This window comes from Dokdonia sp. 4H-3-7-5, from assembly GCF_000212355.1.
Classification (GTDB): Bacteria; Bacteroidota; Bacteroidia; order Flavobacteriales; family Flavobacteriaceae; genus Dokdonia.
The window spans coordinates 537,556-560,037 of the sequence record NC_015496.1 but is presented as its reverse complement, the minus strand read 5'-3'; the positions used below and the strand labels follow the sequence as shown (position 1 = coordinate 560,037).

Sequence of the window (22,482 nt, the reverse complement as noted above, 5' to 3'; positions counted from 1 at the left end):
ATAGTGTCTAGGTTAGGGTTTTTTTATCCTTACATTTTACTAGATTGCTTTTCTCATATATACTTATAGTGGATGATGTTTATTGAGTTGCGCTTTCGCGAAAGCGTTATTAAAACAAACATTTCACAAGGAAATATGAAAAGGAAGGCAAAAAAATATCATTAAAAATCTTAGGAAAAATATGAAAAGTAGAAAATTACTGATGATTCCTGGTCCTATAGAATTTGAGCCAGATGTGTTGCAAGCGATGGCAGTTCCTACTGCGAGTCATGTTGCACCAAATTTTATAGAGATTTTTGGGAATAGTCTAGATATGATGCGTGAAGTGTGGAATGCTCCAAATGGACAGCCATTTGTAGTGGCAGGAAGCGGTACACTTGCGATGGATATGGCAGCCGCAAATCTACTAGAAAAAGGAGATGCTGCGCTAGTTGTTTCTTCTGGTTATTTTGGAGAACGCTTTAAGGATATACTAGAAACTTATGGCGCAGATACTACTATATTAAGCGCGCCTATAGGCCAGGTTGTGCCTTTGAGAGAGATAGAAGCGGCTTTTAAAGCAAAAGAATATAAGGTAGTTACCTTCACGCATGTAGATACATCTACAGGTGTAATGGTTGAACCAGAGCCTCTGTGTAAACTTGCAAAGAAATATAATGTACTCACCATACTTGATGGAGTGTGCTCTGTAGCTGGTCAAGAAATTTTACAAGATGCCTGGGGTGTAGATGTTGTTCTTACTGGGTCTCAAAAGGCAATAGGTGTGCCGCCAGGATTAGCATTGCTAGTAGCATCGCAAAAAGCAATAGAAGTGTGGAAAAACCGAAAAACACCTGTTCAAAATTATTATGCATCATGGAATAACTGGTTGCCCATCATGACAGCATATGAGGAAAGACGTCCATCTTATTTTGGCACCCCACCTGTTAACTTAATTCTAGCACTTGAAAAAAGTCTGCAACTAATTTGTAGTGAAGGAATAGTCGCAAGAGTACATAGGCATGAACGCCTTGCTAGTGCTTTTAGGGCTGCAATCCGCTCTTTGAATTTAGATATATTACCAAAAACAGAGGAGATTGCTGCGAGTACGCTTACTGCAGTGTACTATCCAAAAGGTATAGACGGAGCTGTTTTAAGGGCAAACATGACGCAAGATGATGTGATTGTGGCTGGAGGCTTGCTTTCAGAAATCAAAGCCAATTACTTTAGGGTTGGGCACATGGGATCTGTGTCGGCAAATGATTTGCTTTGTGTTCTAGGTGCATTAGAGCGCTCGCTATCTGCCTTAAATTATTCTTTTGAATCTGGGGTGAGCTTAAAAGTTTTCCAAGATCGCTTGGATTAAAAGTGTAATTATTTTATGAGTTTATAGCGCTAGTTTCTCCCTAAGAAGTCTGGCGTTTTTATTTTTATGGAATACGTATAAATAATTGTTTTGATAGTATTGAAAAGCTTTTAATAGCAAGCTTGTATTCAATGTGAAAACCAACAAACAACTACGTACCTTTGCATTGTGAAAACAGATAAGAGAGACATACGTAAATTAAGTAAGGAAGAACTCAGAGATTTTTTTGTATCTCAAGGAGATAAACCCTTCCGCGGAAATCAGGTATATGAATGGCTGTGGCAAAAGGGCGCACACGACTTTATAGATATGACAAACTTGTCTAAGGATACTCGTATACTTCTAGATGAGAACTTCGTGATTAATCACATACGCGTAGATCAAATGCAGCGGAGTAGTGATGGTACTATAAAAAATGGTGTTGAGCTACATGACGGTCTTATGGTCGAGTCTGTATTGATTCCAACAAAAAATAGAACGACCGCTTGTGTTTCATCACAAGTAGGCTGCAGTCTTAACTGTAAGTTTTGTGCTACCGCACGTTTAAAGCGTATGCGTAATCTCAATCCAGATGAGATTGTAGATCAAGTTGTTGTGATAGATAGACAAAGTAGGCTATATCACGATAAGCCGTTGTCTAACATTGTCTTTATGGGAATGGGAGAGCCTTTAATGAACTATAATAATGTCATTAAAGCAATAGACAAAATCACAGATCCAGAAGGATTAGGGATGTCTCCTAAGCGTATTACCGTATCTACCTCTGGAGTGCCTAAGATTATTAAGAAAATGGCAGATGATGACGTAAAGTTTAATCTTGCCGTTTCATTACACTCTGCACTTGATAATGTGCGTACAGAGATTATGCCTTTTAATGAGCAAATGCCACTTGCAGATCTTAAAGAGGCGCTTATTTATTGGTATGAAAAAACAGGAAAACGTATTACATACGAATACGTAGTGTGGGATGGTATAAATGATCGCCACATTGATATTATGGCACTATTAGACTTCTGTAAAGCTGTACCTAGCAAAGTAAATATCATTGAGTATAACCCTATTGATGATGGTCAGTTCCAGCAAGCAAATCCTGAAGCAATAGACCGTTATGTGTCAGTTCTTGAGGCAAATGGTGTGACAGTAACCGTGCGTAGATCAAGAGGTAAAGACATCGATGCAGCCTGCGGACAACTAGCTAATAAGCAATAGGATGCAAAGTAGTCGTTACTTATCTTTACTATAATGAAAATAGTAGCACAGATTAAAGAACCCATCGCTTATGAAATGGAGCTTTTTGAAGAAAAGTTTTCACTTTCTATGCGCTCTAAGGTGGCACTTCTCAATCGTATCACACATTATATTGTAAACCGCAAAGGGAAGCAAATGCGCCCTATGTTTGTCTTTCTTACCGCAAAAATGATGAACAATGGTGAGGTGAATGATCGTACCTATCGTGGAGCATCGGTTATAGAGTTGATTCATACTGCTAGTCTCGTACATGATGATGTAGTAGATGATAGTAACATTCGTAGAGGTTTCTTCTCGCTTAATGCATTATGGAAAAATAAGATTGCAGTACTTGTTGGAGATTTTTTATTCTCAAAGGGACTGTTGCTTTCTATAGATAATGGCGATACAGATTTATTGCAAATTATATCTGTAGCAGTAAGAGAAATCTCAGAAGGCGAATTACTCCAAATTGAGAAAGCCCGCAAGCTCGATATTACAGAAGATTTATACTACGAGATTATCCGTCAGAAAACAGCAACATTAATTGCTGCATGTTGTGCTATGGGAGCTTGTGCAGTCCATGCTAAGGATAAAGAAGTAAAGCGTATGCATAAGTTTGGAGAGCTTATAGGGATGGCTTTTCAAATTAAAGATGACTTGTTCGATTATGGTACTGCCAAAATAGGGAAACCTACAGGTATTGATATCAAAGAGCAAAAGATGACCTTGCCGCTTATATATGTGCTGAATACGGTTTCTAAAAAAGATAAAAATTGGCTCATTAATAGCATCAAGAATAAGAATACAGACAAGAAGCGTGTAAATGAAGTAATTGCTTTTGTAAGAGATAACGGCGGCCTAGAGTATGCAGTTACAAAGATGAAGGCATTACAGCAAGAAGCGTTAGAAATCCTAATGACATATCCTAAGTCGGTGTACCGCGACTCTCTTGAGTTAATGGTCAACTATGTGATAGATAGGAAGAAGTAATTTAAAAATAGTACACAAAAAAAAGGCTAAACATTACGTTTAGCTTTTTTTGATATGATATAAGAATTAAGCTCTTACTGCTCGATTCATAACTAAATCTAAGTAGAGATTTACTTTGTTTTTTAATTCTTGACGCGGAGTGATAAAGTCTAAGAAACCGTGTTCTTGTAAGAATTCTGCAGTTTGGAAACCATCTGGTAATTCCTTTCCAGTAGTATCACGTACAATACGTGGTCCTGCAAAACCTATAAGTGCTCCAGGCTCAGAGATGTTAATGTCCCCTAGCATTGCAAATGATGCTGTTGTACCTCCTGTAGTAGGGTCTGTACAAAGCGATACATAAGGTATCCCTGCGTCTGCAAGTTGAGCAAGCTTAGCACTTGTTTTTGCAAGTTGCATAAGTGATAAAGCCGCTTCCATCATACGAGCACCTCCAGATTTAGAGATAATCATAAAAGGAATATTGTTTTTAAGAGAGTAATCTGCAGCACGTGCGATTTTTTCACCTACTACACTTCCCATAGATCCACCTATAAAGCTGAAGTCCATACAAGCTATTACAATATCTGCACCTTTAGACTTACCTACGGCAGTTCTAATGGCATCTTTAAGACCTGTTTTTTCTTGAGCAGCAGCGAGACGGTCTACATACTTCTTCTTATCCTCAAACTTAAGAGGATCCTTAGAAGTAAGTTTGGCATCTAGCTCTTTATATTTATTATCATCAAAGAGGATTTCAAAATATTCATTACTACCTATTCGTACGTGGTATCCATCCTCAGGTGAGATATAGAAGTTCTTTTCTAGCTCTTCTGTATCTACTATTTTTCCAGTAGGTGATTTGTACCACAGCCCTTTAGGAGTGTCTTTTTTGTCCTCTGTTGCAGTGTGTATTCCTTTTTCTTTACGTTTGAACCAAGCCATATTGTGTTTGAATTTGGTTAATGGTATTTATTCCGCTTTCGCGAAAATGTTATAACTATAAATAATTCCTTTCTACTATTAGAAAGTAAATCCTAGCATCGTTAGGACTCATTAATTACTAATGCAAGCCGTAAAAATACGGAAAACGGATTACATCAAATCAATTTTGATGCAATCCGTTTTTACAATTTTTATAAAGTCTTGATACTATAGTGTATCGATATTATTTAAATCTTCAAAAGCCTTTTTAAGACGAGCTCCCATAGTTTGCTCTGCCTTACGTAACCATACGCGAGGATCATAAAACTTCTTGTTTGGTGAATCATCACCAGTAGGGTTACCTATCTGTGTTTTAAGATACTCAGCATTTTCTCCAAAATAATCACGGATACCTTCTGCAGTAGACCACTGTAAATCTGTGTCAATGTTCATTTTGATAACTCCGTAAGAGATTCCTTCACGTATTTCCTCTACTGTAGATCCACTTCCTCCGTGAAAAACAAAATCAATATGGTTGTGTTCCTTACCATACTTCTCAGAGATGTGCTCTTGAGAGTTTTTAAGAATTTTCGGGGTAAGCTTTACGTTTCCTGGCTTGTAAACTCCGTGTACATTTCCAAAGGCTGCAGCAATTGTAAATTGATCACTTACTTTGCTTAGTTCCTCATAAGCGTAAGCAACTTCTTCTGGTTGTGTGTATAATTTTGAATCATCTACATCACTGTTATCTACACCATCTTCTTCACCACCAGTAATACCTAACTCTATTTCAAGTGTCATTTCCATCTTAGCCATGCGCTCAAGATATCCTTTGCAAATCTCAATATTCTCTTCAAGTGATTCTTCACTTAAATCAATCATGTGAGAGCTAAAGAGTGAATGACCATGTTCTTTATAGTAAGCCTCATTTGCATCAAGCATTCCGTCCATCCAAGGAAGTAATTTTTTTGCACAGTGATCTGTATGTAAAATTACGGTTGCTCCGTATGCTTTTGCAAGTTCGTGTACGTGCTTTGCTCCAGCTACAGCACCTAGTACAGCTGCTTTTTGGTTGTCATTGTTTAATCCTTTTCCAGCATTAAACTGTGCTCCACCATTTGAAAACTGGATAATTACAGGAGCGTTAAGCGCTGCTGCAGTCTCTAGAACCGTGTTGATACTGTTAGACCCAATTACATTAACCGCAGGAAGGGCAAAGCCTTTCTCTTTTGCATAATTAAAAATTGCTTGTACTTCGTGGCCCGTGGCTACACCTGGTTTTATAGAATGCGACATTGTTGTTGTTTAAAATTAGTGAAGTAAAAATAACAAATATTACTCGGAAAGTAGCCCAGATATAAAGGTTACTACGACAACGTTTTAGCTAGGTTTTATAAGTGTTTAGCGGTGAGATTTCTTGAAATCACTTTTTTAAAATGATTTACTTGATACGGTTTAATTATGTAATCATTAATTCCGTATTTGGAAAGTTGATTACTTGCCCCTTCTATATCAATAGCTGTGAGGGCAATAATAGGAGTGGTTATATCCATAGTGCGTATTTTTTCTGAAGCTTCATAACCATTCATTATTGGCATATTGATATCCATAAGAATAATATCATATTTGTTAACTTTTACACGCTCTATAGCCTCTAATCCATCACTAGCTGTATCGCAAGTCATACCGCAATTTTCTATCATCTTCTGACTTACAATTTGATTTATTCTATTGTCATCTACTACTAGAAGGTGGGAACTTTTGTAATATCCATTATTTTCTGAAGCTGCGCTATTTTTTTCAATAAGCTCTTGTGAAGCTTTAATGTATCCTACTGTAAACCAAAATGAAGAACCTTCGCCAAGTTTACTGTTAAATTCAAGCTTAGAACTAAGTAATGCCAAAATCTTGTTTACAATAGGTAGTCCGAGACCGGTTCCTTGATATTTTGTGTTTTTTGAAATTTGTATAAACTCATCAAAGATCTGTTGTTGTTTTTCTTTTGGAATGCCAATGCCATTGTCTGTTATTTTAAACGTTAACGAGATTGTATCTGGACTTTCCTTATTCTGTAAAATGTCAAGTGATATAGTGCCGTGTTCAGTAAATTTACAAGAGTTACCTATGAGATTCATTAAAATCTGAGAGAGTTTAGTAGCATCGCCAATCAGCACATCTGGTATAGTGGGTGCAATAGAAATTATAATCTCATTACTATTTTGGTCTCTCATAAATTCAAAAGACTTTGCAATATTTTTGATTAGATCTCTTATGCTAAATAGTTCATTTTCTAAAACCCCTCCTTCTTGTTCTTCTAATTTATTAAGATGCAAGACGTCATTTACCAAAGCCAATAAATAATCTGCAGAAAATTTTAAAGATTTTATATCCTGATTGAGTTTAGGCTCTTTGTTGTCTATTAGTAAACTTGAAGATAATCCTATAATTCCATAAAGCGGTGTTCTAAGCTCATGGGAAACTGTTGAAAAAAGTTGAGCTTTTGCTTTCGACAGCTTTTCAGATTTTTGCTTCGCTAGAAGATATTGCTTATTTCTTTCCCTTAAGATTATTAGCAATCTTTTACGTTTCTTTAGTGAATTTAAGAAAGATAACATTGCTATTAGAAGTATGATCATAATTCCTATAGCAGCGTAGGTGATTGTTTTGCTATCTTTTGCTTTTTGCTCTGCGAGTTGCTTTTCAAGCTTTTGGGTTACAATGGTTTGCTTGTATTGATCAATATTATATTTTGCTTTAGCTACCTCTATTTCATAAATTTTGGATGCTTCATAAATTTCTTCTCTGATGGGTTTATACATTTTTCTTATTTCATACATACCCATGTAATCTTTTTGCAGGTCTAAAGCCTCAAGATAATAGGTGTAATTTTCCAATAGCAACTCCTTAAGATTGTTGTCTTTAGCAGTCTTTATAGATTTTTTAAAATTTATTATTGCTTCAGCTGGATTATTAATTGTCAAATAATAGCGCCCCAAAATCATATCTAAACTTGCCTCGTAAATAGCTACTCCATCAATAGTATCAATTATTGGGAATGCTGCATCTATATGTTTTTTAGCGATGACAGGTTTCTTTTTATTTAAATATAGTTCGGCGAGATTATATTGTGCTATAAAGTGCCTATGGCTATCGTTATGTTCCTTTGCTAAAACGATAACTTTATTGAAATATTCAATGGCTAGTTCTGGATTACTATTTACATAGGTATTACCTAAGTCTATAGATATCGCCATAACGTATTTGGGCTGTTTGGCATTAATAGATTCCTCCAACATCTCAATAAAAACTTCACGAGCTTGAATGGTGTCTTTAAGCTTTATGAAGGTGTTTCCTAAAACGCTATTTAACATATGACCTTTTTCAATATCTTCTAGCGTTTTTGCGAGTAATACTGCATCCGGAATTTGATTTATAACATCTGCATAATTTCCAGAATAAAAATTATTCCTAATAGACTTTATAAGACTTTCAAGACGATTATTATTAGTGCTATCTATTTGTGATTGATTATTCTGACCAGAAACAGATATTGATAAAAATATTGTACACGAGAAAGCAACAAATAAGAAAGAGTATTTCATGTTGTGCTGATTAGATTTAGGGTTGTAAAAATAATAAGTATACTATAATTAATAGTAAGTTACTCATTTTGTGACAATAAGGAAAATTTTAAATTTTCCGGATAAACAGAACTGTTTAGGTTTTAGTGGCTAATAAAATTGTTGATTTTACAAGTTGTAAACCATAGAATATTGGTAATGGAGTTCATCACGCTTTCGCAAAAGCGAATAAAATAACAACAGAAGCTTTAAGAAAGTAATGAGTGTAGATAATGACAAAGTAAACCGCTTCTTTTTAGAAAGGATAGTTAATCCCCACGTTATACACTGCATTTGAGAAGTTGTACTCTTTAAACCAGCGATCACCTTCTGGGAGTGCAGGGTTGTAAGATTTAAAGCCTACGTCAAAGCGGAGGGCAAAAAAGTCAAAATCCCATCTGAGTCCAAAACCAGAGCCTACCGCAAGATCTTTTAAACTAGCGATATTATTAAAGCGTGATCTAGGGTCTTCTACATTATCAAACACATTCCAGATATTTCCAGCGTCCGTAAAGAGTGCACCTTCTATAGGGCCTATTAAGTCAAAACGATACTCAAGGTTGAAGGCAAGTTTCATGTTTGCTTCATTAAACTCATTTGGACTACCGCTACTTCCTGGGCCTAGATCATACGCTCTCCATGCTCTGTTATCATTAGAACCTCCACCAAAAAAACTACGTATAAAAGGGATGCTCGTAGAGTTTCCGTAAGGAATTGCAATACCGCCAAAAGCTCTTGCTGCAATGATGTTATTACCTCCCAGATCCCAGTGGCGTGAGTATTCTACTTCTGTTTTTACATATTGAGAATAAACAACGCCAAAAAGGCTTTTATTTCCATCCTCGTTTTTCTCTGTGTTTGCAATTCCTCCAGCAAGTGCTAGCGCATTACCAGCAAGTTCCACACGAGTTCTCAGGCGGCTAAAGGTTTCATCAAACAGATTTTCCCTATTGTCATAGGTGTGGGAAATATTTAAGGATACAATAAGGTTGTCTTCTGTAAGTCGCTCTTGGCGTTCTCCTATCGCTCGTATATCATCTATATCGTCTTGAACTAGATTGTCTACTTGGCTGCGGTTTACGTCATTTATAAACTGCTCTGCTCCTGTGGGTATAGAAAGATTTCTATCGCCATTTTCATCGGTTATAAAATATCCAGGGTTGATATTTGCTTCATTGTTGCGTGCGATGGTATTGAGGTCTTCATAACTATTTCTATAAATATTAAAATAGTTGTCTGGGTTAAGATTACGCACATATTGAGCATTGATGAGGTCTACACTAAAGCTGCGTTTCCATGATGGGCTCCAATTATATGTAAGTCCCGCGGTTACCGTTTGCTTATCAAGACCTATATTTTGTTGTACTCCTATACCAAGATTAAAGCGAGTATTAGGCTGCCATTCGGCTGGAATGAGAGCGCTTGTACTTACCGGAAAAAATATACGAGGGAACGTAAGTCTTACATCTGCACCTATTTCTGAAATATTAAAGAAGCTATCATCAGGATTTGCAGCATCGTCTGACGCTCCTATACTACCACGAGCAGATATTTCTAAGGTTTCGGCACCTCGAAAAATATTACGAATTAATAGAGATCCAAATCCAGCGATCCCAAAATCTTGAATGTTTGAGGTAGACACGTCAAAGTCTGCTCTTAATTTATATTTCTCAAGAGGGGAGAGTCTTATGCTTGCAATAAGATCAGACCTTGTGCTATCTGCAGGGTCTTCCATGTATTGAATACTTGGGTATTTAAAAGTGCCAAGTCTACTTAGTCTGCTTAAACTTTGGATACGATCTCTATCTTTATAAATATCACCTGGTTTAAGAGGGATAATATCTGTGAGGGCCTTAGGTCTGTAATTGATTTTATCATAAGCATAGATCTTAAATCCGTCCTTTACTAAGGAGTCATTAAAAGGCTTATCTCGATTAGCATAACTGTAATCTGTAATAATATTTACTTCAGAAACATTGTGAACTTTAAACGGTACTTCAAAAATAGAATCGTTTATGTTTTCCGTAGGGTTGTCTATAATGTACTCTAAGTTGGCTTTATGATTTGTGTTTACGGTATCCCCTACGAGGCGTATGTATTCTGACTCAAAATGATATAAGCCATTGTTTCTAAAGAGTTCTGTAAGACGCTGTGTTTCGGCATTAATATTTCCAGTAGCATAGCGATCTCCAGCCTTAAGTAAGGAAGCACTTTTGTGAACATTATAGATAGAATCTGCAACTGGTGAAGCTATCATAGGCTTGATACTATCTAAAAAATAGGCTTTACGTTTATTGACCTTATAGTCTACGCTGGCGCGCTGGTTGCTGTCCTTTTTAATTTCATAATCTACAGTAGCATTAAAGTAGCCATTGTTTACATAATAAGAATTAAGACGTTGCGCAGATTTTTGAGTAATTGCATCTGTGACAATAGCAGGAGCTTCACCGGTTTTTTTAATCCCTGTGTTGATGCTCTTTTTGAAGTTACGGGCAGCTTCTACTTGCTTGCGAGAAAGTACGCGTTCCCAGAAGGTGAATTTATTTTCGCTCGCCGCTCTTTGTGCATCGAGTATAGAATCTATGTTAGGTCTCGCAAGATTATAAATATAAAGTCGCAGCGGAATTCCTAACCCAGGTAGTGTAGTGTTGGGTTTTTGATAAAGAAAATTATAAAGTCGGCTCTCATTTACTTTCTCTTCGCCATCATAAATGGTGTTTTCGGTAAGCAAATGCCCATCATCTGGTACACGCTTTGTTGCATCACAACTTAATAGAAACACCGCCACTAGCAGAATTAGTGATATTTTTGTAAAAGTCGTTTTCAAAAGGGCGTTTTCATTATTTCAAAAGTACATCTTAATCGTGGTAAGCAAAAATACAATCAAACGAATAACGAGTTTAGGTCAAAAAAAGTACAGACAGCGTGAACGCGTTTTTGTGGCTGAGGGAATTAAGGTGGTACATGAGCTGCTCAATTCGGACTTAGAACTTGTGGAATTGTATGCAGAAGACGTTTCCTCTTTCGCGAAAGCGTTACAAAACAAAAATCAAGCGATAGTAGAAGAAGTAAGCACTGCAGACTTGAAGAAAATCACGTTCTTAAAAACTACACAAAAAGCAGTGGCAACATTTAGAATGCCAGAAGCTGCACAGCTAGATAGATCTGGGCTTACATTATTGCTAGATGATGTGCGTGATCCTGGGAATCTAGGTACAATTATACGTTTGTGCGATTGGTTTGGGATTAAACAACTCGTGTGTTCTATAGGAACCGTAGATTGTTACAATCCTAAGGTGGTTCAAGCCACTATGGGGTCTCTGACGAGAGTAGATGTTATCTATACCAACCTAGAGGAATATCTTGAAAATGATAGTCGTGAAGTCTTTGGGACCTTTATGGATGGTACAAACATTTACAATACAAGTTTGCCAGCAGAAGGTGTTATTATCATGGGGAATGAAGCAAACGGCATATCTCGAGAAACAGAGGCTGTAGTGTCTAATCGTATTGCAATACCGAGGTTTGGAGATCTACAAGAAACAGAAAGTCTTAATGTCGCGACAGCAACTGCAATCTGCTTAAGCGAATTTAAAAGAGGGTGATTGCTACTGGAAGGTAAAGTTTAAAAATATTCCTCTTGTTTGCATTTTATTGATGTTACCGGTCCAAGGGCTGTTTGGGCTGTTATCTCTCACGAGCTCATCAGACATTGCAAATACTCCTTTTAAGCTAGGGATAAACTTAAAGTAGTAGAGGTAGAGCTCTACACCTATAGCCATCTCATAAAACAAGGGATTTGAAGTTGTACGGAACTGGCCAGCAAAGTTGTCATCTGGGTTTTTCTCGTTACTAGAAAGGTTTGTTACCGCAGCTACCCCTACTTGAACATAAGGACGCACATTATTAAGTCTTCTAGTATTAAATTTTAATGCAAGTGGTAAATATATATAGGTAGACGGCACTTCTCTTAGAAGATCATTTTCACTATCAAAACGAGCATCTGGAGCGTACATTAAATTACGTTGTGTATAGACGAGTCCAGGCTCTGTACGTATGCTTATAAACTCAGAAAGTCTTAGGTCTCCTACGATACCTACATTGAAGCCTAAAGAACGCTCTACTTGAATATCTTCTTGGTCTGTCTGGTAGTCAAAATTATAATCCATGGAGTTGACACCAAAGTAGTAACCCCAAGAGATTGGCTTTTTGTCAAAATTTTGATCATTTTGTACTCGAGCTCTAGAGAGCCATTGACCATGAACCGTTGAGAAGCTTAAAACAAGTGCTATTATAGCAATGTATGTACGCATAAAATTATTTTGTAGCAGTATAAATTGTTGCAACTCCAAAGGTTTGGGGTTTGTGTTGCACGTCTTTAAACCCAGTTTTGCGTAAAATATTGTTTAGCTTCTCTCCAAAAGGGAATGCATTTGCACTTTCACTTAGGTAACCATAAGCATTTTTATCTTTAGAAAAGAGTTTACCTACGGTAGGTAAAATCACTTTAGAGTGAAAATTATATCCTTGTTTAAATGGTGTTTTTGTAGGGACAGATGTTTCTAAGATAACAAAGATGCCACCTGGTTTAAGTACGCGTAAAATTTCGGCAAGGCCTTTTTCTAGCGTTTCAAAGTTGCGCACTCCAAAAGCGACTGTGATCGCGTCAAAGGTACTATCTTCAAAAGGCATGTTCTCACTGTCTGCCTGCATCATCTCGATGCGGCTATCTAGTTTTTTTGCCGCTATTTTTTTTCTACCTACAGAGAGCATCCCTTCAGAAATATCAAGTCCCACTAGTCTGCTAGCATTTGTACTAGCCATATTAATGATGAGGTCTCCAGTACCTGTCGCAATATCAAGAATAGAGGCTGGATTAGTATCTGCAACTAGTTGCACCACTTTTTTACGCCATTTTACATCGATACCAAAAGAGATGACACGATTAAGTCCATCATATTCTCCAGAGATATTATCAAACATCTGCTCGACCTGATCTTTTTTTGATTGCTCAGAAGACTTATAGGGTGTTACTTTCTTAGACATTGCTTTTTTTTACAAAGATAAGGCTTTCGCCAAAATGTGATTAACCTCACCTAAGGACATTTTGATTGTGCATATTGAGCTATAATTATGACCTTTTAAAGGGATAATGGTGTGCTTTTTAAGTAATGCATTCAAATTTTCGCGAAAGCGAACCAATAAATAAAAGTCCATCAAGAGATTAACGGCTGCATTTTTTTAATCGGCTATCAAAGTATTATCTTTGTAGGCATTTTTGAGCACACCCATTTATGAAAATAATCATTGCAGGAGCAGGAGAAGTAGGCTTTCACTTAGCTAAATTACTCTCTTACGAATCTCAAGATATTACGTTAATTGATACCGATAAAGAAAGTCTATCTTATGCAGATACCCATCTGGATATTAGAACGATAAAGGGTGATGCGACTTCCATATCTATATTGCAAGATTCGCGCGTAGATGGTGTAGATCTTCTTATTGCGGTAACTGCAAGTGAAACAACTAATATTACAGTATGTGTACTAGCTAAACAGCTAGGTGCAAAGCGTACTATAGCGCGTATTTCTAACACGGAGTTTATAGATAATAAAGAATTAGCCGGTTTTCAAAAGTTTGGTATCGATGAGTTGATATCACCAGAAAGTCTTGCAGCTAGTGAAATTGAGTTACTGCTCAATCAAAGTGGTTTTTCTGATAGTTTTGAGTTTGATAACGGCGCACTTACTATGGTAGGAACTACGTTATCACGCACAGCCTCTTTTGTAGGTAAAAGCGTTAAGGAAGCAGCTAAGATTTTTCCAGAATTACATTTTATGCCTATCGCAATACAGCGAGAAGGTACGCAATATACTCTCATTCCTCGTGGAGATACCATCTTCAAGGAAGGAGATCATATTTACTTTGTAACAGTAAAGGGTGGAGTAGAAGAGATATATAAACTTACAGGTAAAGTAAGACAGCATATAAAGAATGTCATGATCTTAGGTGGTAGTAACATCGGGTCAAAAACTGCCAAAGATCTCTGTAGTAACAGATTTAATGTCAAACTCGTTGAGAAAAATCGCGATAAGGCAATAGATCTTGCAGATTTACTTCCCAAAGCATTAATTATAAATGGTGATGGACGTAATGTAGAGTTGCTAGATGAAGAAAATATACATGATATGGATGCATTTATCTCTGTAACAGGGGATAGTGAAACTAATATTATGTCGTGTCTAGTTGCTAAGTCTAAAGGGGTGCAAAAAACAATTGCACTGGTAGAAAACATGGATTACTTCCAGCTCTCACAGAGTATCGGGATTGATACCTTGATTAATAAAAAATTACTTGCGGCAAATAACATTTTTAGATATATCCGTAAAGGGGAAGTAGTAGCAATGACTAAGCTCAACAATATGAATGCTGAGCTACTTGAGTTTATTGTAAAAAATTCTTCAGAGGTGCAAGGGAAGCGTATAAAGGATATTGATTTTCCTCGATCTGCTACCATAGCGGGAGTCGTGCGTAATGACCAAGGTCTTATTGCTCTAGGAGATTTTAGAATAGAAGTAGGAGATCGTGTAGTGGTGTGCTGTTTACCACGATCGATTAAGAAAGTAGAAGAAATGTTTATCTAGCCCCATGCCTAAACTTAATTACAAGATTATATTTCATTTAATGGGTGTGCTGCTGTTAATTAACGGTGGCTTTATGCTTATATCAGCGCTCGTAAGTTTTATAACGAAGGATGGTGTGATGCTAGAAGTATCTGCAGCGGCGTTAATTACGGCACTTGTGGGTACTTTGCTCATGTTTATCACTAGAGGTCACGAAAAAGAACTCAAGAAACGTGAAGGATATATCATTGTAACTTTTGGTTGGCTTTTTATGTCACTCAGCGGTATGCTACCTTATTTGTTTTCTGGCACTATACCAGGAGTTGCAAATGCTTTTTTTGAAACGATAAGCGGTTATACCACTACCGGAGCTACAATTTTAAGTGAGATAGAGACATTACCTAAGAGTATTTTGTTCTGGCGTTCTATGACGCACTGGATAGGAGGAATGGGTATTATAGTACTTGCGATAGCAATACTACCGTTGCTGGGAATAGGTGGTATGCAGCTCTTTGCAGCCGAAGCTCCTGGTCCTAGTGCAGATAAGTTGCACCCAAGAATTACAGACACTGCAAAGCGTCTTTGGTTAATTTATGTGAGTTTTACAGTAATAGAAACCATCTTGCTTAAGCTAGCAGGTATGTCATTTTTTGACGCAATTAATCATGCGTTAAGTACGCTGTCTACAGGTGGATTTTCAACCAAAAATGCAAGTGTTGCATACTGGAATGACAAGCCGCTTATCCAGTATATAATTATCTTTTTTATGCTTCTTGCAGGTACAAACTTTGTACTCAGTTACTTTGCTTTTAAAGGTAAGATTCAGAAGATATTGAGAGATGAAGAGTTTCGTCTGTACATGGCTTTTGTATTTGGATTTGGGATTATTGCTTCCCTTGTGATTTACTTCAATGTAGATTTAGGAATATCAAGTATTGATCATCCTATGGTATGGGGTAAAGCAGAGGCATCTGTACGTCACGCTTTATTTCAAGTGCTGGCAGTAATTACCACTACTGGTTTTATTACCGCAGATTATACGATGTGGACGCCATTTCTTACTGTTATCTTTTTCGGGTTAATGTTTTTAGGGGGTTCTGCGGGATCTACTTCTGGAGGTATTAAAGTGGTGAGACATTTACTTACCATACGTAATGCACTTGTAGAGTTTAAAAGAACATTGCACCCTAACGCAATACTACCTGTACGTTATAATACAAAATCTGTAGATAGATCTATTATCTTTAATATACTCGCGTTCTTTATACTCTATATGCTATCGTGGATTATAGGAGCTAGTGTGCTAGCTTCAATGGGGCTCGATTTTAGAACAGCACTTGGAGGCGCAGCCTCTGCGCTAGGAAACGTAGGTCCTGCCTTTGGAGGTCTAGGTCCAGTAGATAATTATGGATGGCTACCGCTTGCAGGAAAGTGGTGGATGGCATTTTTAATGCTTATAGGGCGTTTAGAGTTATTTACAGTACTTATTTTATTAACCCCATTTTTCTGGAGAAATAGATAATGTTAGATAAATCAATATACGATCTCGTCATCATAGGAGCTGGTCCTATAGGTCTTGCCTGTGGAATCGCGGCACAAAAAAAAGGACTTAATTATATCATAGTTGAAAAAGGAGTGCTGGTAAATTCTTTGTATAATTTTCCTGAAAACATGACTTTTTTTAGCACCTCAGAGCTTCTGGAAATAGGAGAGGTACCTTTTGTATCAGATCGTGATAAGCCGACCAGGAAAGAGTCTCTAGAGTATTACCGTAGAGTCTTGGAAACGTATAAGCTTAATGTGAGCTTATATACAGCTGTAGAAAAAATGACTCCAAGAGACGGTGGTTATGAAATCGTAACGGGCAAGGGTGATGTTTTTACCAAGGCAGTCGTTGTTTCAACTGGTTTTTATGACATGCCTAGGGAGCTCAATGTGCCAGGTGCAGACTTACCAAAAGTTAAATATTTTTATGATAGTCCGCACCCATATGTAGATCAGCATGTGGTTGTAATAGGTGCAGCAAACTCCGCTTGCGACGTAGCACTAGAAACCTATTATAAAGGAGCCAAGGTGACTATGGTAGTACGTGGATCAGAAATAAATAACCGAACAAAATATTGGATCAAACCTAATATAGAGAACCGAATTAAGGAAGGTTCCATAAACGCACACTTTAACTCAGAGGTCGTTGATATCACTGAGAGAGAAGTAACGATTAAGACTCCAGAAGGCTTAGTAACTATAGAGAATGATTTTGTGCTTGCAATGATAGGTTATAAGCCTAACTACAAGCTTTTTGAAAATTTAAATTTACCTATAGGGAGTGATGATTTTAAGACTCCTATTTATAACGAAGAAACCTTAGAGACCCCTCTTAAAAACGTCTTTGTTGCCGGTGTAGCTGCGGGAGGCCTCAAGACTAGTAGATTTTTTATTGAAAATACCCGAGTACACGCAGAGATGATTATGGATCATTTAGTGACTGAGCTTTAGAACTGCTTTTACTGTTATTTCTTTCTTAAGCTTTTCGAAAAAAAAGTAAGCCAAATCACGCTACTTGATCAAGTTTCAAATTAACTTCGCAATCGATATAGAATTTCCTATTTATAAGCGACTCATGCGCTAGCTATAATTTAAAGAATATACACTCATGGCATTACGACAAATTACCAATACGATCTTGATGATACGCCCTATCCAGTTTAGAATGAACGAGGAAACGGCAGTAAATAATTATTTTCAGGAAGAGCTCAATCTTAAAAATGAAGAGATTAATAAAAAAGCGCAACAGGAGTTTGATGATTTTGTAGCGAAACTGAGATTTGTAGGAGTAAATGTTATTGTGGAAAATGATGATAAGGAGGGTAATACTCCAGATTCTGTATTCCCTAACAACTGGGTTTCTTTTCATGAAAATGGTGATGTTGCATTGTACCCAATGTTTGCCGAAAACAGAAGAAGAGAGCGCAGAGAAGAAGTGCTTATTAGACTCGAGAAAGAAGGTTTTGAGATTAAGAATGTATTTGATTATTCTGAGGCAGAAGAGGAAGATTTTTTCTTAGAAGGAACAGGAAGTATCTTAATGGATCGTCAGAACGAGCGTGCATATTGTGCACTATCTGCAAGAGCAGATGAGCAGCTTTTTATAGAATTCTGTGAGGATTTTGAATATACGCCTATTGTATTTACGGCAAATCAAACTGTAAATGGAGAGCGTCTTCCTATCTATCATACTAATGTGATGATGTGTCTTGCAGAAGAATTTTGTGTAATCTGTCTTGATACTATTGACGATAAGAAGGAACGTAAAAATGTGTTGAAGCATTTAAAGGCGACTAACAAGGAAATTATAGCAATCACAGAAGATCAAATGCATCACTTTGCAGGAAATATGCTTCAAGTATTAGGGGCAGATAATAAGAAGTATCTTGTGATGAGTGCAGATGCGCATCAAAGCCTTACTTCAGATCAAGTAAAGAAAATAGAAAGACACAGTAAGATTTTAAGTAGTGACTTAGGTACTATTGAGACTTGTGGAGGTGGTAGTGCTCGTTGCATGATGGCAGAAGTTTTTCTACCTAAAAAATAGGTATATCTCCTAGCTCCCTTATGAGGATGGCTAGTTGTAAAATCTAAGATTTACGTTTTTTAATGAATGAACATTGTGTTGTTCATCTAATGCATTGGTGAATCATTGGTTTTTAAAAAATAAGACGTTATATTTATCATATAGGCGTTCTAGATATAAGTTTTGAAAGTAGCAATTTTAAAAATGTTTGTAGTTTTCATTTTTATAATTTAACTGCATAAGCAGTACAGGTAAATTTTTTTAGTAGGATTTAAAAAGGAACCATATAATCTTTCAATCATACTTTTTCTAGTGCGCCTTTTTTATATACTACTTAAATCTTTTAGTAGCTATATTTCTAATCATACCTCCAAAAATAAAGTAGTGAAATGGGAGCATACTATACCAGTATAGTCTGCCAAACAATCCTTTAGGTCTAAAGGTTGCTGTTTGATGCAATACGTCGTTTTCATCTATTGTAAACTCTAGCCAGGCTTCTCCAGGTACTCTCATTTCGGCAAAGAGTAGTAGTCGTGGTTCTTCTTTACTTGCGAGTAGTACTCTCCAGAAGTCAAGTACGTCACCGGTGTAAATCTTATTGCTATGCGTTCTCCCTCGGCGCAGGCCTACTCCGCCTGCAAGTTTGTCTACGTATCCGCGAATTTTCCAGAGCCAGTCTGCATAATACCAGCCTCTGTCACCACCTATCGCCCAGATATTTTCTAGAGCAAGTTCCCTGTCTTTAAGCTGTACAGTTTGTCTGTCTTTGAGGCATCCATATGTGGGTATTTGTATATACTCTTCAAGATTCGTTTTGAGTCGGCCACTTACGAGGCTATCTTTCCACGAGCTGGCTACTTGATTTTGTTCAATTTTGGCGAAAGCCAAATTAATAGCCTCCTCATAAGAAATAGGAGTTATCTGTAGTAAATCTTGTAGCCTAGTGTCTTTTGAGACTACTTCTATTTTCATGCTATCTACGAGGTTGAGTGCAAGTTTATAAGATGTAGAGGTTATAAAATACAACCAGTAAGAGGATATTTTTGGACTCATGACTGGTACGGTCAGTATGTATAATTTCAAGCCGCGCACTTTTGCATATCGTTGCATCATATCGCGATACGTGAGTACGTCTGGACCACCTATATCAAACTGGTCATTATACGTTTGTTCATTCCCTAGCACGCCTGTGAGGTATTGCATCACATTACGTATGGCTATGGGTTGGCATTTGGTTTGCACCCATTTTGGGGTAATCATTACCGGTAACTTCTCACATAAATCTCTTATGATTTCAAAAGATGAACTTCCAGAACCTACTATAATTCCTGCTCTCAATACGGTAAGCGCAGCTTTACCTTTGCGCAATGTAGTCTCTACATTTTGTCTCGATTTTAAGTGCTTACTGAGTGTTTTGTCATTTGCGATACCACCTAGATAAATAACTTGCTTGCAATTTGTGGGAGCGATGTACTTATTGAAGTTTATTGCCGAAAGTTCTTCTTTCTCGTCAAAATCTGACGTGCTTGAGCTCATGGAGTGGAGCAAGTAATAAGCCGCATCAATATCTACAGGTATTTTTGAAATATCTGGTTCATCTAGAAAGTCAATTTCTACAACGGTGATCTGCTCTCTTATTTTTTTTGATACAGAAAGTCTAGCTTCATTGCGCACCGCACAAATAACCTCGTGTTTTGCTTCTAGTAACATGGAGAGCAAGCGCATCCCGATATAGCCATTTGCTCCTGTGAGTAAGATTTTCATATGGTTTAAAGGTCGTCTATGTTAGTAGGAGCTTGTGCAGCTTTTTCTTGAAGAATACGTTTGATAAAGTTATGTACTTTTTTATCCTTTGCTTTTGCCTCTATCTTAATGAAATAACTGTCACGATAGATGCTATATTCCTCGGCGCGTCCTTTGTAGAGGTTTAATTTCCAGTATGGGATTATCAGCGCATAACTGTCTAGTAATGCTCTAAAGCCTACGATAATTCCTCTTGGTCGCAACTCTATGTTGCACTTGTTGCGATATTTATCTAGCGCAAGAAAATTTTGAATCTGTACACTTGATTCTGTGATCACTAAGTGTCCTATTCCTATGCCGCCTTGTTTGATGCGCTCGCGTAGTCCAAAGGCTTCACCCACCTCGGCATCTATTTTGCGTTTTACATCTGGGTTGTTGTAAGATACATTTAATAGCATTTTTTCTTTTAAAGATACGAGTTTCGCTATGGATTCTGTGCGCTAACTTTCAATTTTCACATATCTTTGTGCTTCACGTAATACCCGTAAATAGGGGATTTTTACGTTTTATAAATGTTTCTATTACGCTTTCGCGAAAGCGTAACAAACCCAACCAGTACCAATCATTAAGAATCTATGTCTTTACAATCTACCATTGAAACTCACGTAAAAACGGCAGTAAGCCAACTATTCAACGCAACGCTTCCAGAAGTGGAATTTCAAGCAACGCGGAAAGAATTTGAAGGAGATATTACGGTGGTAGTCTTCCCGATGCTTAGAGTGGTAAAAGGAAACCCTGTGCAAATAGGCACACAAATAGGGGAATACCTTGTGGAGCATGTGGCAGAGATCACTGCATTTAATGTGGTTAAAGGTTTCTTGAATCTTGTAATTGCAGATAGCTTTTATATGTCTTCATTTGCAGATATACAAGCAGCCGAAAATTTTGGAAGAACACCAGAGTCTGGAAAGGCAGTAATGGTGGAGTACTCATCACCTAACACAAATAAGCCACTTCACTTAGGTCACGTGCGTAATGTATTACTGGGATACTCTGTGTCTGAAATTATTAAAGCTGCAGGATCAAAAGTGTATAAAACGCAGATCATTAATGATCGTGGGATTCATATTTGTAAATCTATGCTCGCTTGGGAGCGTTTTGGTAATGGCGAGACGCCAGAATCTACAGGTCTTAAAGGAGATAAGTTGGTCGGGAATTATTATGTGAAGTTTGACCAAGAATATAAAAAGCAAATAGCAGATTTAGTTGCTGCTGGAAAAACAGAAGAAGAAGCAAAGAAGGAAGCACCGCTTATTCTTGAAGCTCAAGAAATGCTACGCAAGTGGGAAGCTGGAGATGCTGAGGTTGTTGCCTTGTGGAAGAAGATGAACGAGTGGGTATATGACGGATTTGAAGTTACTTATAAAAATATAGGAGTAGATTTTGATAGCTATTACTATGAGAGTAACACATACTTACTTGGGAAAGATAATATAGAAGAAGGTCTTGCAAAGGGAGTTTTTGAGCAAGATCCAGATGGTTCTGTATGGTGTGACCTTACAGAAGATGGTCTAGATAGAAAAATTGTGTTGCGTGCAGATGGTACTGCGGTATACATGACGCAGGATATAGGTACTGCAATACAACGTGTAAAAGACCATCCAGATGTAGGCGGTATGATTTATACCGTAGGTAACGAGCAGGATTATCACTTCCAAGTATTGTTCTTGATTCTTAAAAAACTAGGATACGACTGGGCAGAGAACCTGTTCCATCTAAGTTATGGTATGGTAGATCTTCCTTCTGGAAAAATGAAATCTCGTGAGGGAACTGTAGTAGATGCAGATGATCTCATAAACGAAGTTGCACAAACAGCAGGTGAAATCTCTGAAGAATTAGGGAAACTAGAAGGCTACTCTGATGAAGAGAAAAAAGCACTTTATAAGACGATAGGTCTTGGAGCTCTTAAGTACTACATATTAAAAGTAGATCCTAAGAAGCGTATTTTATTTGACCCTAAGGAGTCTGTAGATTTTCAAGGGAATACAGGTCCTTTTATACAGTATACTTACGTACGTATCCAGGCAATCTTGCGCAAGGCAAAGGAAATGAATGTTCCTGTGGAAATTGCTCAGGAAAGAACATTGCATCCTAAAGAAAAGGAATTACTTAAAATCATTCAAGAATATCCAGCAACCATACAACTGGCTGCGGCGCAAAAGAGTCCTGCCATTATTGCAAACTATACCTATGATTTGGTAAAAGAATATAACTCATTCTTCCAGCAAGTACAGATTTTGGGTACAGATAATATAGAGGATCAAAGTTTCCGTGTAGCGCTTAGTAAAGAAGTAGGGCTGGTAATAGAAAGTGCCTTCAGCTTGCTTGGGATTGAGGTTCCAGAACGTATGTAGGGAGATCAATTACACATAAAAAAAGCGAGACTGAAAGTCTCGC

At 37.3% G+C, this 22,482-nt stretch carries 17 protein-coding genes; 9 read left to right on the top strand and 8 right to left on the bottom strand.

The window, feature by feature from the left end; genetic code table 11:
- Nucleotides 1-181: 181 nt before the first annotated feature.
- The 3 genes from KRODI_RS02440 (at nucleotide 182) to KRODI_RS02430 (ending at nucleotide 3,565) form a co-directional block, all read left to right on the top strand.
- Nucleotides 182-1,345: a pyridoxal-phosphate-dependent aminotransferase family protein gene (locus KRODI_RS02440; protein ID WP_013749984.1), complete on the top strand. Its 1,164-nt coding sequence runs from the start codon at nucleotides 182-184 to the stop codon at nucleotides 1,343-1,345.
- A 168-nt stretch (nucleotides 1,346-1,513) separates the two neighbouring features.
- Nucleotides 1,514-2,554, top strand: coding sequence for a 23S rRNA (adenine(2503)-C(2))-methyltransferase RlmN (gene rlmN / locus KRODI_RS02435; protein ID WP_013749983.1), 1,041 nt, complete (start codon nucleotides 1,514-1,516; stop codon nucleotides 2,552-2,554).
- A 33-nt stretch (nucleotides 2,555-2,587) separates the two neighbouring features.
- Nucleotides 2,588-3,565 carry a polyprenyl synthetase family protein gene (locus KRODI_RS02430; protein ID WP_013749982.1) on the top strand — a complete coding sequence of 326 codons (978 nt, stop codon included), beginning with the start codon at nucleotides 2,588-2,590 and terminating at the stop codon, nucleotides 3,563-3,565.
- 66 nt (nucleotides 3,566-3,631) lie between these two features.
- Here the strand turns inward: KRODI_RS02430 and accD are convergent, their stop codons facing one another.
- The 4 genes from accD to KRODI_RS02410 form a co-directional block, all read right to left on the bottom strand.
- On the bottom strand, nucleotides 3,632-4,489 hold the full coding sequence (accD, locus tag KRODI_RS02425; RefSeq protein WP_013749981.1) for an acetyl-CoA carboxylase, carboxyltransferase subunit beta: 858 nt from the start codon (nucleotides 4,487-4,489) through the stop codon (nucleotides 3,632-3,634).
- 207 nt (nucleotides 4,490-4,696) lie between these two features.
- Entirely contained in the window at nucleotides 4,697-5,764 is a 1,068-nt protein-coding gene (gene fbaA / locus KRODI_RS02420) for a class II fructose-bisphosphate aldolase (protein ID WP_013749980.1), read from the bottom strand.
- A gap of 95 nt (nucleotides 5,765-5,859) precedes the next feature.
- A complete protein-coding gene (locus tag KRODI_RS02415) occupies nucleotides 5,860-8,070 on the bottom strand; it encodes a hybrid sensor histidine kinase/response regulator (RefSeq protein WP_013749979.1) in 2,211 nt (736 codons plus the stop codon).
- Between the two features lie 274 nt (nucleotides 8,071-8,344).
- Nucleotides 8,345-10,915: a BamA/TamA family outer membrane protein gene (locus KRODI_RS02410; RefSeq protein ID WP_013749978.1), complete on the bottom strand. Its 2,571-nt coding sequence runs from the start codon at nucleotides 10,913-10,915 to the stop codon at nucleotides 8,345-8,347.
- Nucleotides 10,916-10,952: 37 nt separating this feature from the next.
- Between KRODI_RS02410 and KRODI_RS02405 the strand changes: the two genes are divergently transcribed.
- Nucleotides 10,953-11,693: a TrmH family RNA methyltransferase gene (locus tag KRODI_RS02405; protein ID WP_013749977.1), complete on the top strand. Its 741-nt coding sequence runs from the start codon at nucleotides 10,953-10,955 to the stop codon at nucleotides 11,691-11,693.
- 3 nt (nucleotides 11,694-11,696) lie between these two features.
- Here KRODI_RS02405 and KRODI_RS02400 read toward each other — a convergent pair whose 3' ends face one another.
- Nucleotides 11,697-12,401, bottom strand: a complete 705-nt coding sequence (locus KRODI_RS02400; RefSeq protein WP_013749976.1) for a porin family protein — start codon at nucleotides 12,399-12,401, stop codon at nucleotides 11,697-11,699.
- Between the two features lie 4 nt (nucleotides 12,402-12,405).
- Nucleotides 12,406-13,134, bottom strand: a complete 729-nt coding sequence (gene ubiE / locus KRODI_RS02395) for a bifunctional demethylmenaquinone methyltransferase/2-methoxy-6-polyprenyl-1,4-benzoquinol methylase UbiE (RefSeq protein WP_013749975.1) — start codon at nucleotides 13,132-13,134, stop codon at nucleotides 12,406-12,408.
- Between the two features lie 248 nt (nucleotides 13,135-13,382).
- Here ubiE and trkA point away from each other — a divergent pair, with 248 nt between their 5' ends.
- The 4 genes from trkA to ctlX all read left to right on the top strand — a co-directional run bounded on the left by trkA (nucleotide 13,383) and on the right by ctlX (nucleotide 18,303).
- Complete coding sequence (trkA, locus tag KRODI_RS02390; protein ID WP_013749974.1) at nucleotides 13,383-14,732, top strand: Trk system potassium transporter TrkA; 1,350 nt, start codon at nucleotides 13,383-13,385, stop codon at nucleotides 14,730-14,732.
- A 4-nt stretch (nucleotides 14,733-14,736) separates the two neighbouring features.
- Nucleotides 14,737-16,233 carry a TrkH family potassium uptake protein gene (locus tag KRODI_RS02385; RefSeq protein ID WP_013749973.1) on the top strand — a complete coding sequence of 499 codons (1,497 nt, stop codon included), beginning with the start codon at nucleotides 14,737-14,739 and terminating at the stop codon, nucleotides 16,231-16,233.
- A complete protein-coding gene (locus KRODI_RS02380; protein ID WP_013749972.1) occupies nucleotides 16,233-17,207 on the top strand; it encodes a YpdA family putative bacillithiol disulfide reductase in 975 nt (324 codons plus the stop codon). Before KRODI_RS02385 ends, KRODI_RS02380 begins: the two co-directional genes overlap by 1 nt.
- Before the next feature lie 157 nt (nucleotides 17,208-17,364).
- Nucleotides 17,365-18,303 carry a citrulline utilization hydrolase CtlX gene (gene ctlX / locus KRODI_RS02375; protein ID WP_013749971.1) on the top strand — a complete coding sequence of 313 codons (939 nt, stop codon included), beginning with the start codon at nucleotides 17,365-17,367 and terminating at the stop codon, nucleotides 18,301-18,303.
- Nucleotides 18,304-18,612: 309 nt separating this feature from the next.
- Here the strand turns inward: ctlX and KRODI_RS02370 are convergent, their stop codons facing one another.
- Both KRODI_RS02370 and KRODI_RS02365 read right to left on the bottom strand, forming a co-directional pair.
- Complete coding sequence (locus tag KRODI_RS02370; protein WP_013749970.1) at nucleotides 18,613-20,046, bottom strand: SDR family oxidoreductase; 1,434 nt, start codon at nucleotides 20,044-20,046, stop codon at nucleotides 18,613-18,615.
- Nucleotides 20,047-20,051: 5 nt separating this feature from the next.
- Complete coding sequence (locus KRODI_RS02365) at nucleotides 20,052-20,483, bottom strand: hypothetical protein (protein ID WP_013749969.1); 432 nt, start codon at nucleotides 20,481-20,483, stop codon at nucleotides 20,052-20,054.
- Nucleotides 20,484-20,660: 177 nt separating this feature from the next.
- Here KRODI_RS02365 and argS point away from each other — a divergent pair, with 177 nt between their 5' ends.
- The gene (gene argS / locus KRODI_RS02360) at nucleotides 20,661-22,439 is read left to right on the top strand and encodes an arginine--tRNA ligase (protein ID WP_013749968.1); all 1,779 of its coding nucleotides are present in this window, start codon (nucleotides 20,661-20,663) and stop codon (nucleotides 22,437-22,439) included.
- Nucleotides 22,440-22,482: the final 43 nt, after the last annotated feature.

What these genes read in the sequence shown, in the direction of transcription:
- KRODI_RS02440 (WP_013749984.1), top strand. Translation starts at nt 182, where the DNA reads ATGAAAAGTAGAAAATTACTGATGATTCCTGGTCCTATAGAATTTGAG.
- KRODI_RS02430 (WP_013749982.1), top strand. Translation starts at nt 2,588, where the DNA reads ATGAAAATAGTAGCACAGATTAAAGAACCCATCGCTTATGAAATGGAG.
- accD (WP_013749981.1), bottom strand. Translation starts at nt 4,489, where the DNA reads ATGGCTTGGTTCAAACGTAAAGAAAAAGGAATACACACTGCAACAGAG.
- fbaA (WP_013749980.1), bottom strand. Translation starts at nt 5,764, where the DNA reads ATGTCGCATTCTATAAAACCAGGTGTAGCCACGGGCCACGAAGTACAA.
- KRODI_RS02415 (WP_013749979.1), bottom strand. Translation starts at nt 8,070, where the DNA reads ATGAAATACTCTTTCTTATTTGTTGCTTTCTCGTGTACAATATTTTTA.
- KRODI_RS02400 (WP_013749976.1), bottom strand. Translation starts at nt 12,401, where the DNA reads ATGCGTACATACATTGCTATAATAGCACTTGTTTTAAGCTTCTCAACG.
- ubiE (WP_013749975.1), bottom strand. Translation starts at nt 13,134, where the DNA reads ATGTCTAAGAAAGTAACACCCTATAAGTCTTCTGAGCAATCAAAAAAA.
- trkA (WP_013749974.1), top strand. Translation starts at nt 13,383, where the DNA reads ATGAAAATAATCATTGCAGGAGCAGGAGAAGTAGGCTTTCACTTAGCT.
- KRODI_RS02385 (WP_013749973.1), top strand. Translation starts at nt 14,737, where the DNA reads ATGCCTAAACTTAATTACAAGATTATATTTCATTTAATGGGTGTGCTG.
- KRODI_RS02380 (WP_013749972.1), top strand. Translation starts at nt 16,233, where the DNA reads ATGTTAGATAAATCAATATACGATCTCGTCATCATAGGAGCTGGTCCT.
- ctlX (WP_013749971.1), top strand. Translation starts at nt 17,365, where the DNA reads ATGGCATTACGACAAATTACCAATACGATCTTGATGATACGCCCTATC.
- KRODI_RS02370 (WP_013749970.1), bottom strand. Translation starts at nt 20,046, where the DNA reads ATGAAAATCTTACTCACAGGAGCAAATGGCTATATCGGGATGCGCTTG.
- KRODI_RS02365 (WP_013749969.1), bottom strand. Translation starts at nt 20,483, where the DNA reads ATGCTATTAAATGTATCTTACAACAACCCAGATGTAAAACGCAAAATA.
- argS (WP_013749968.1), top strand. Translation starts at nt 20,661, where the DNA reads ATGTCTTTACAATCTACCATTGAAACTCACGTAAAAACGGCAGTAAGC.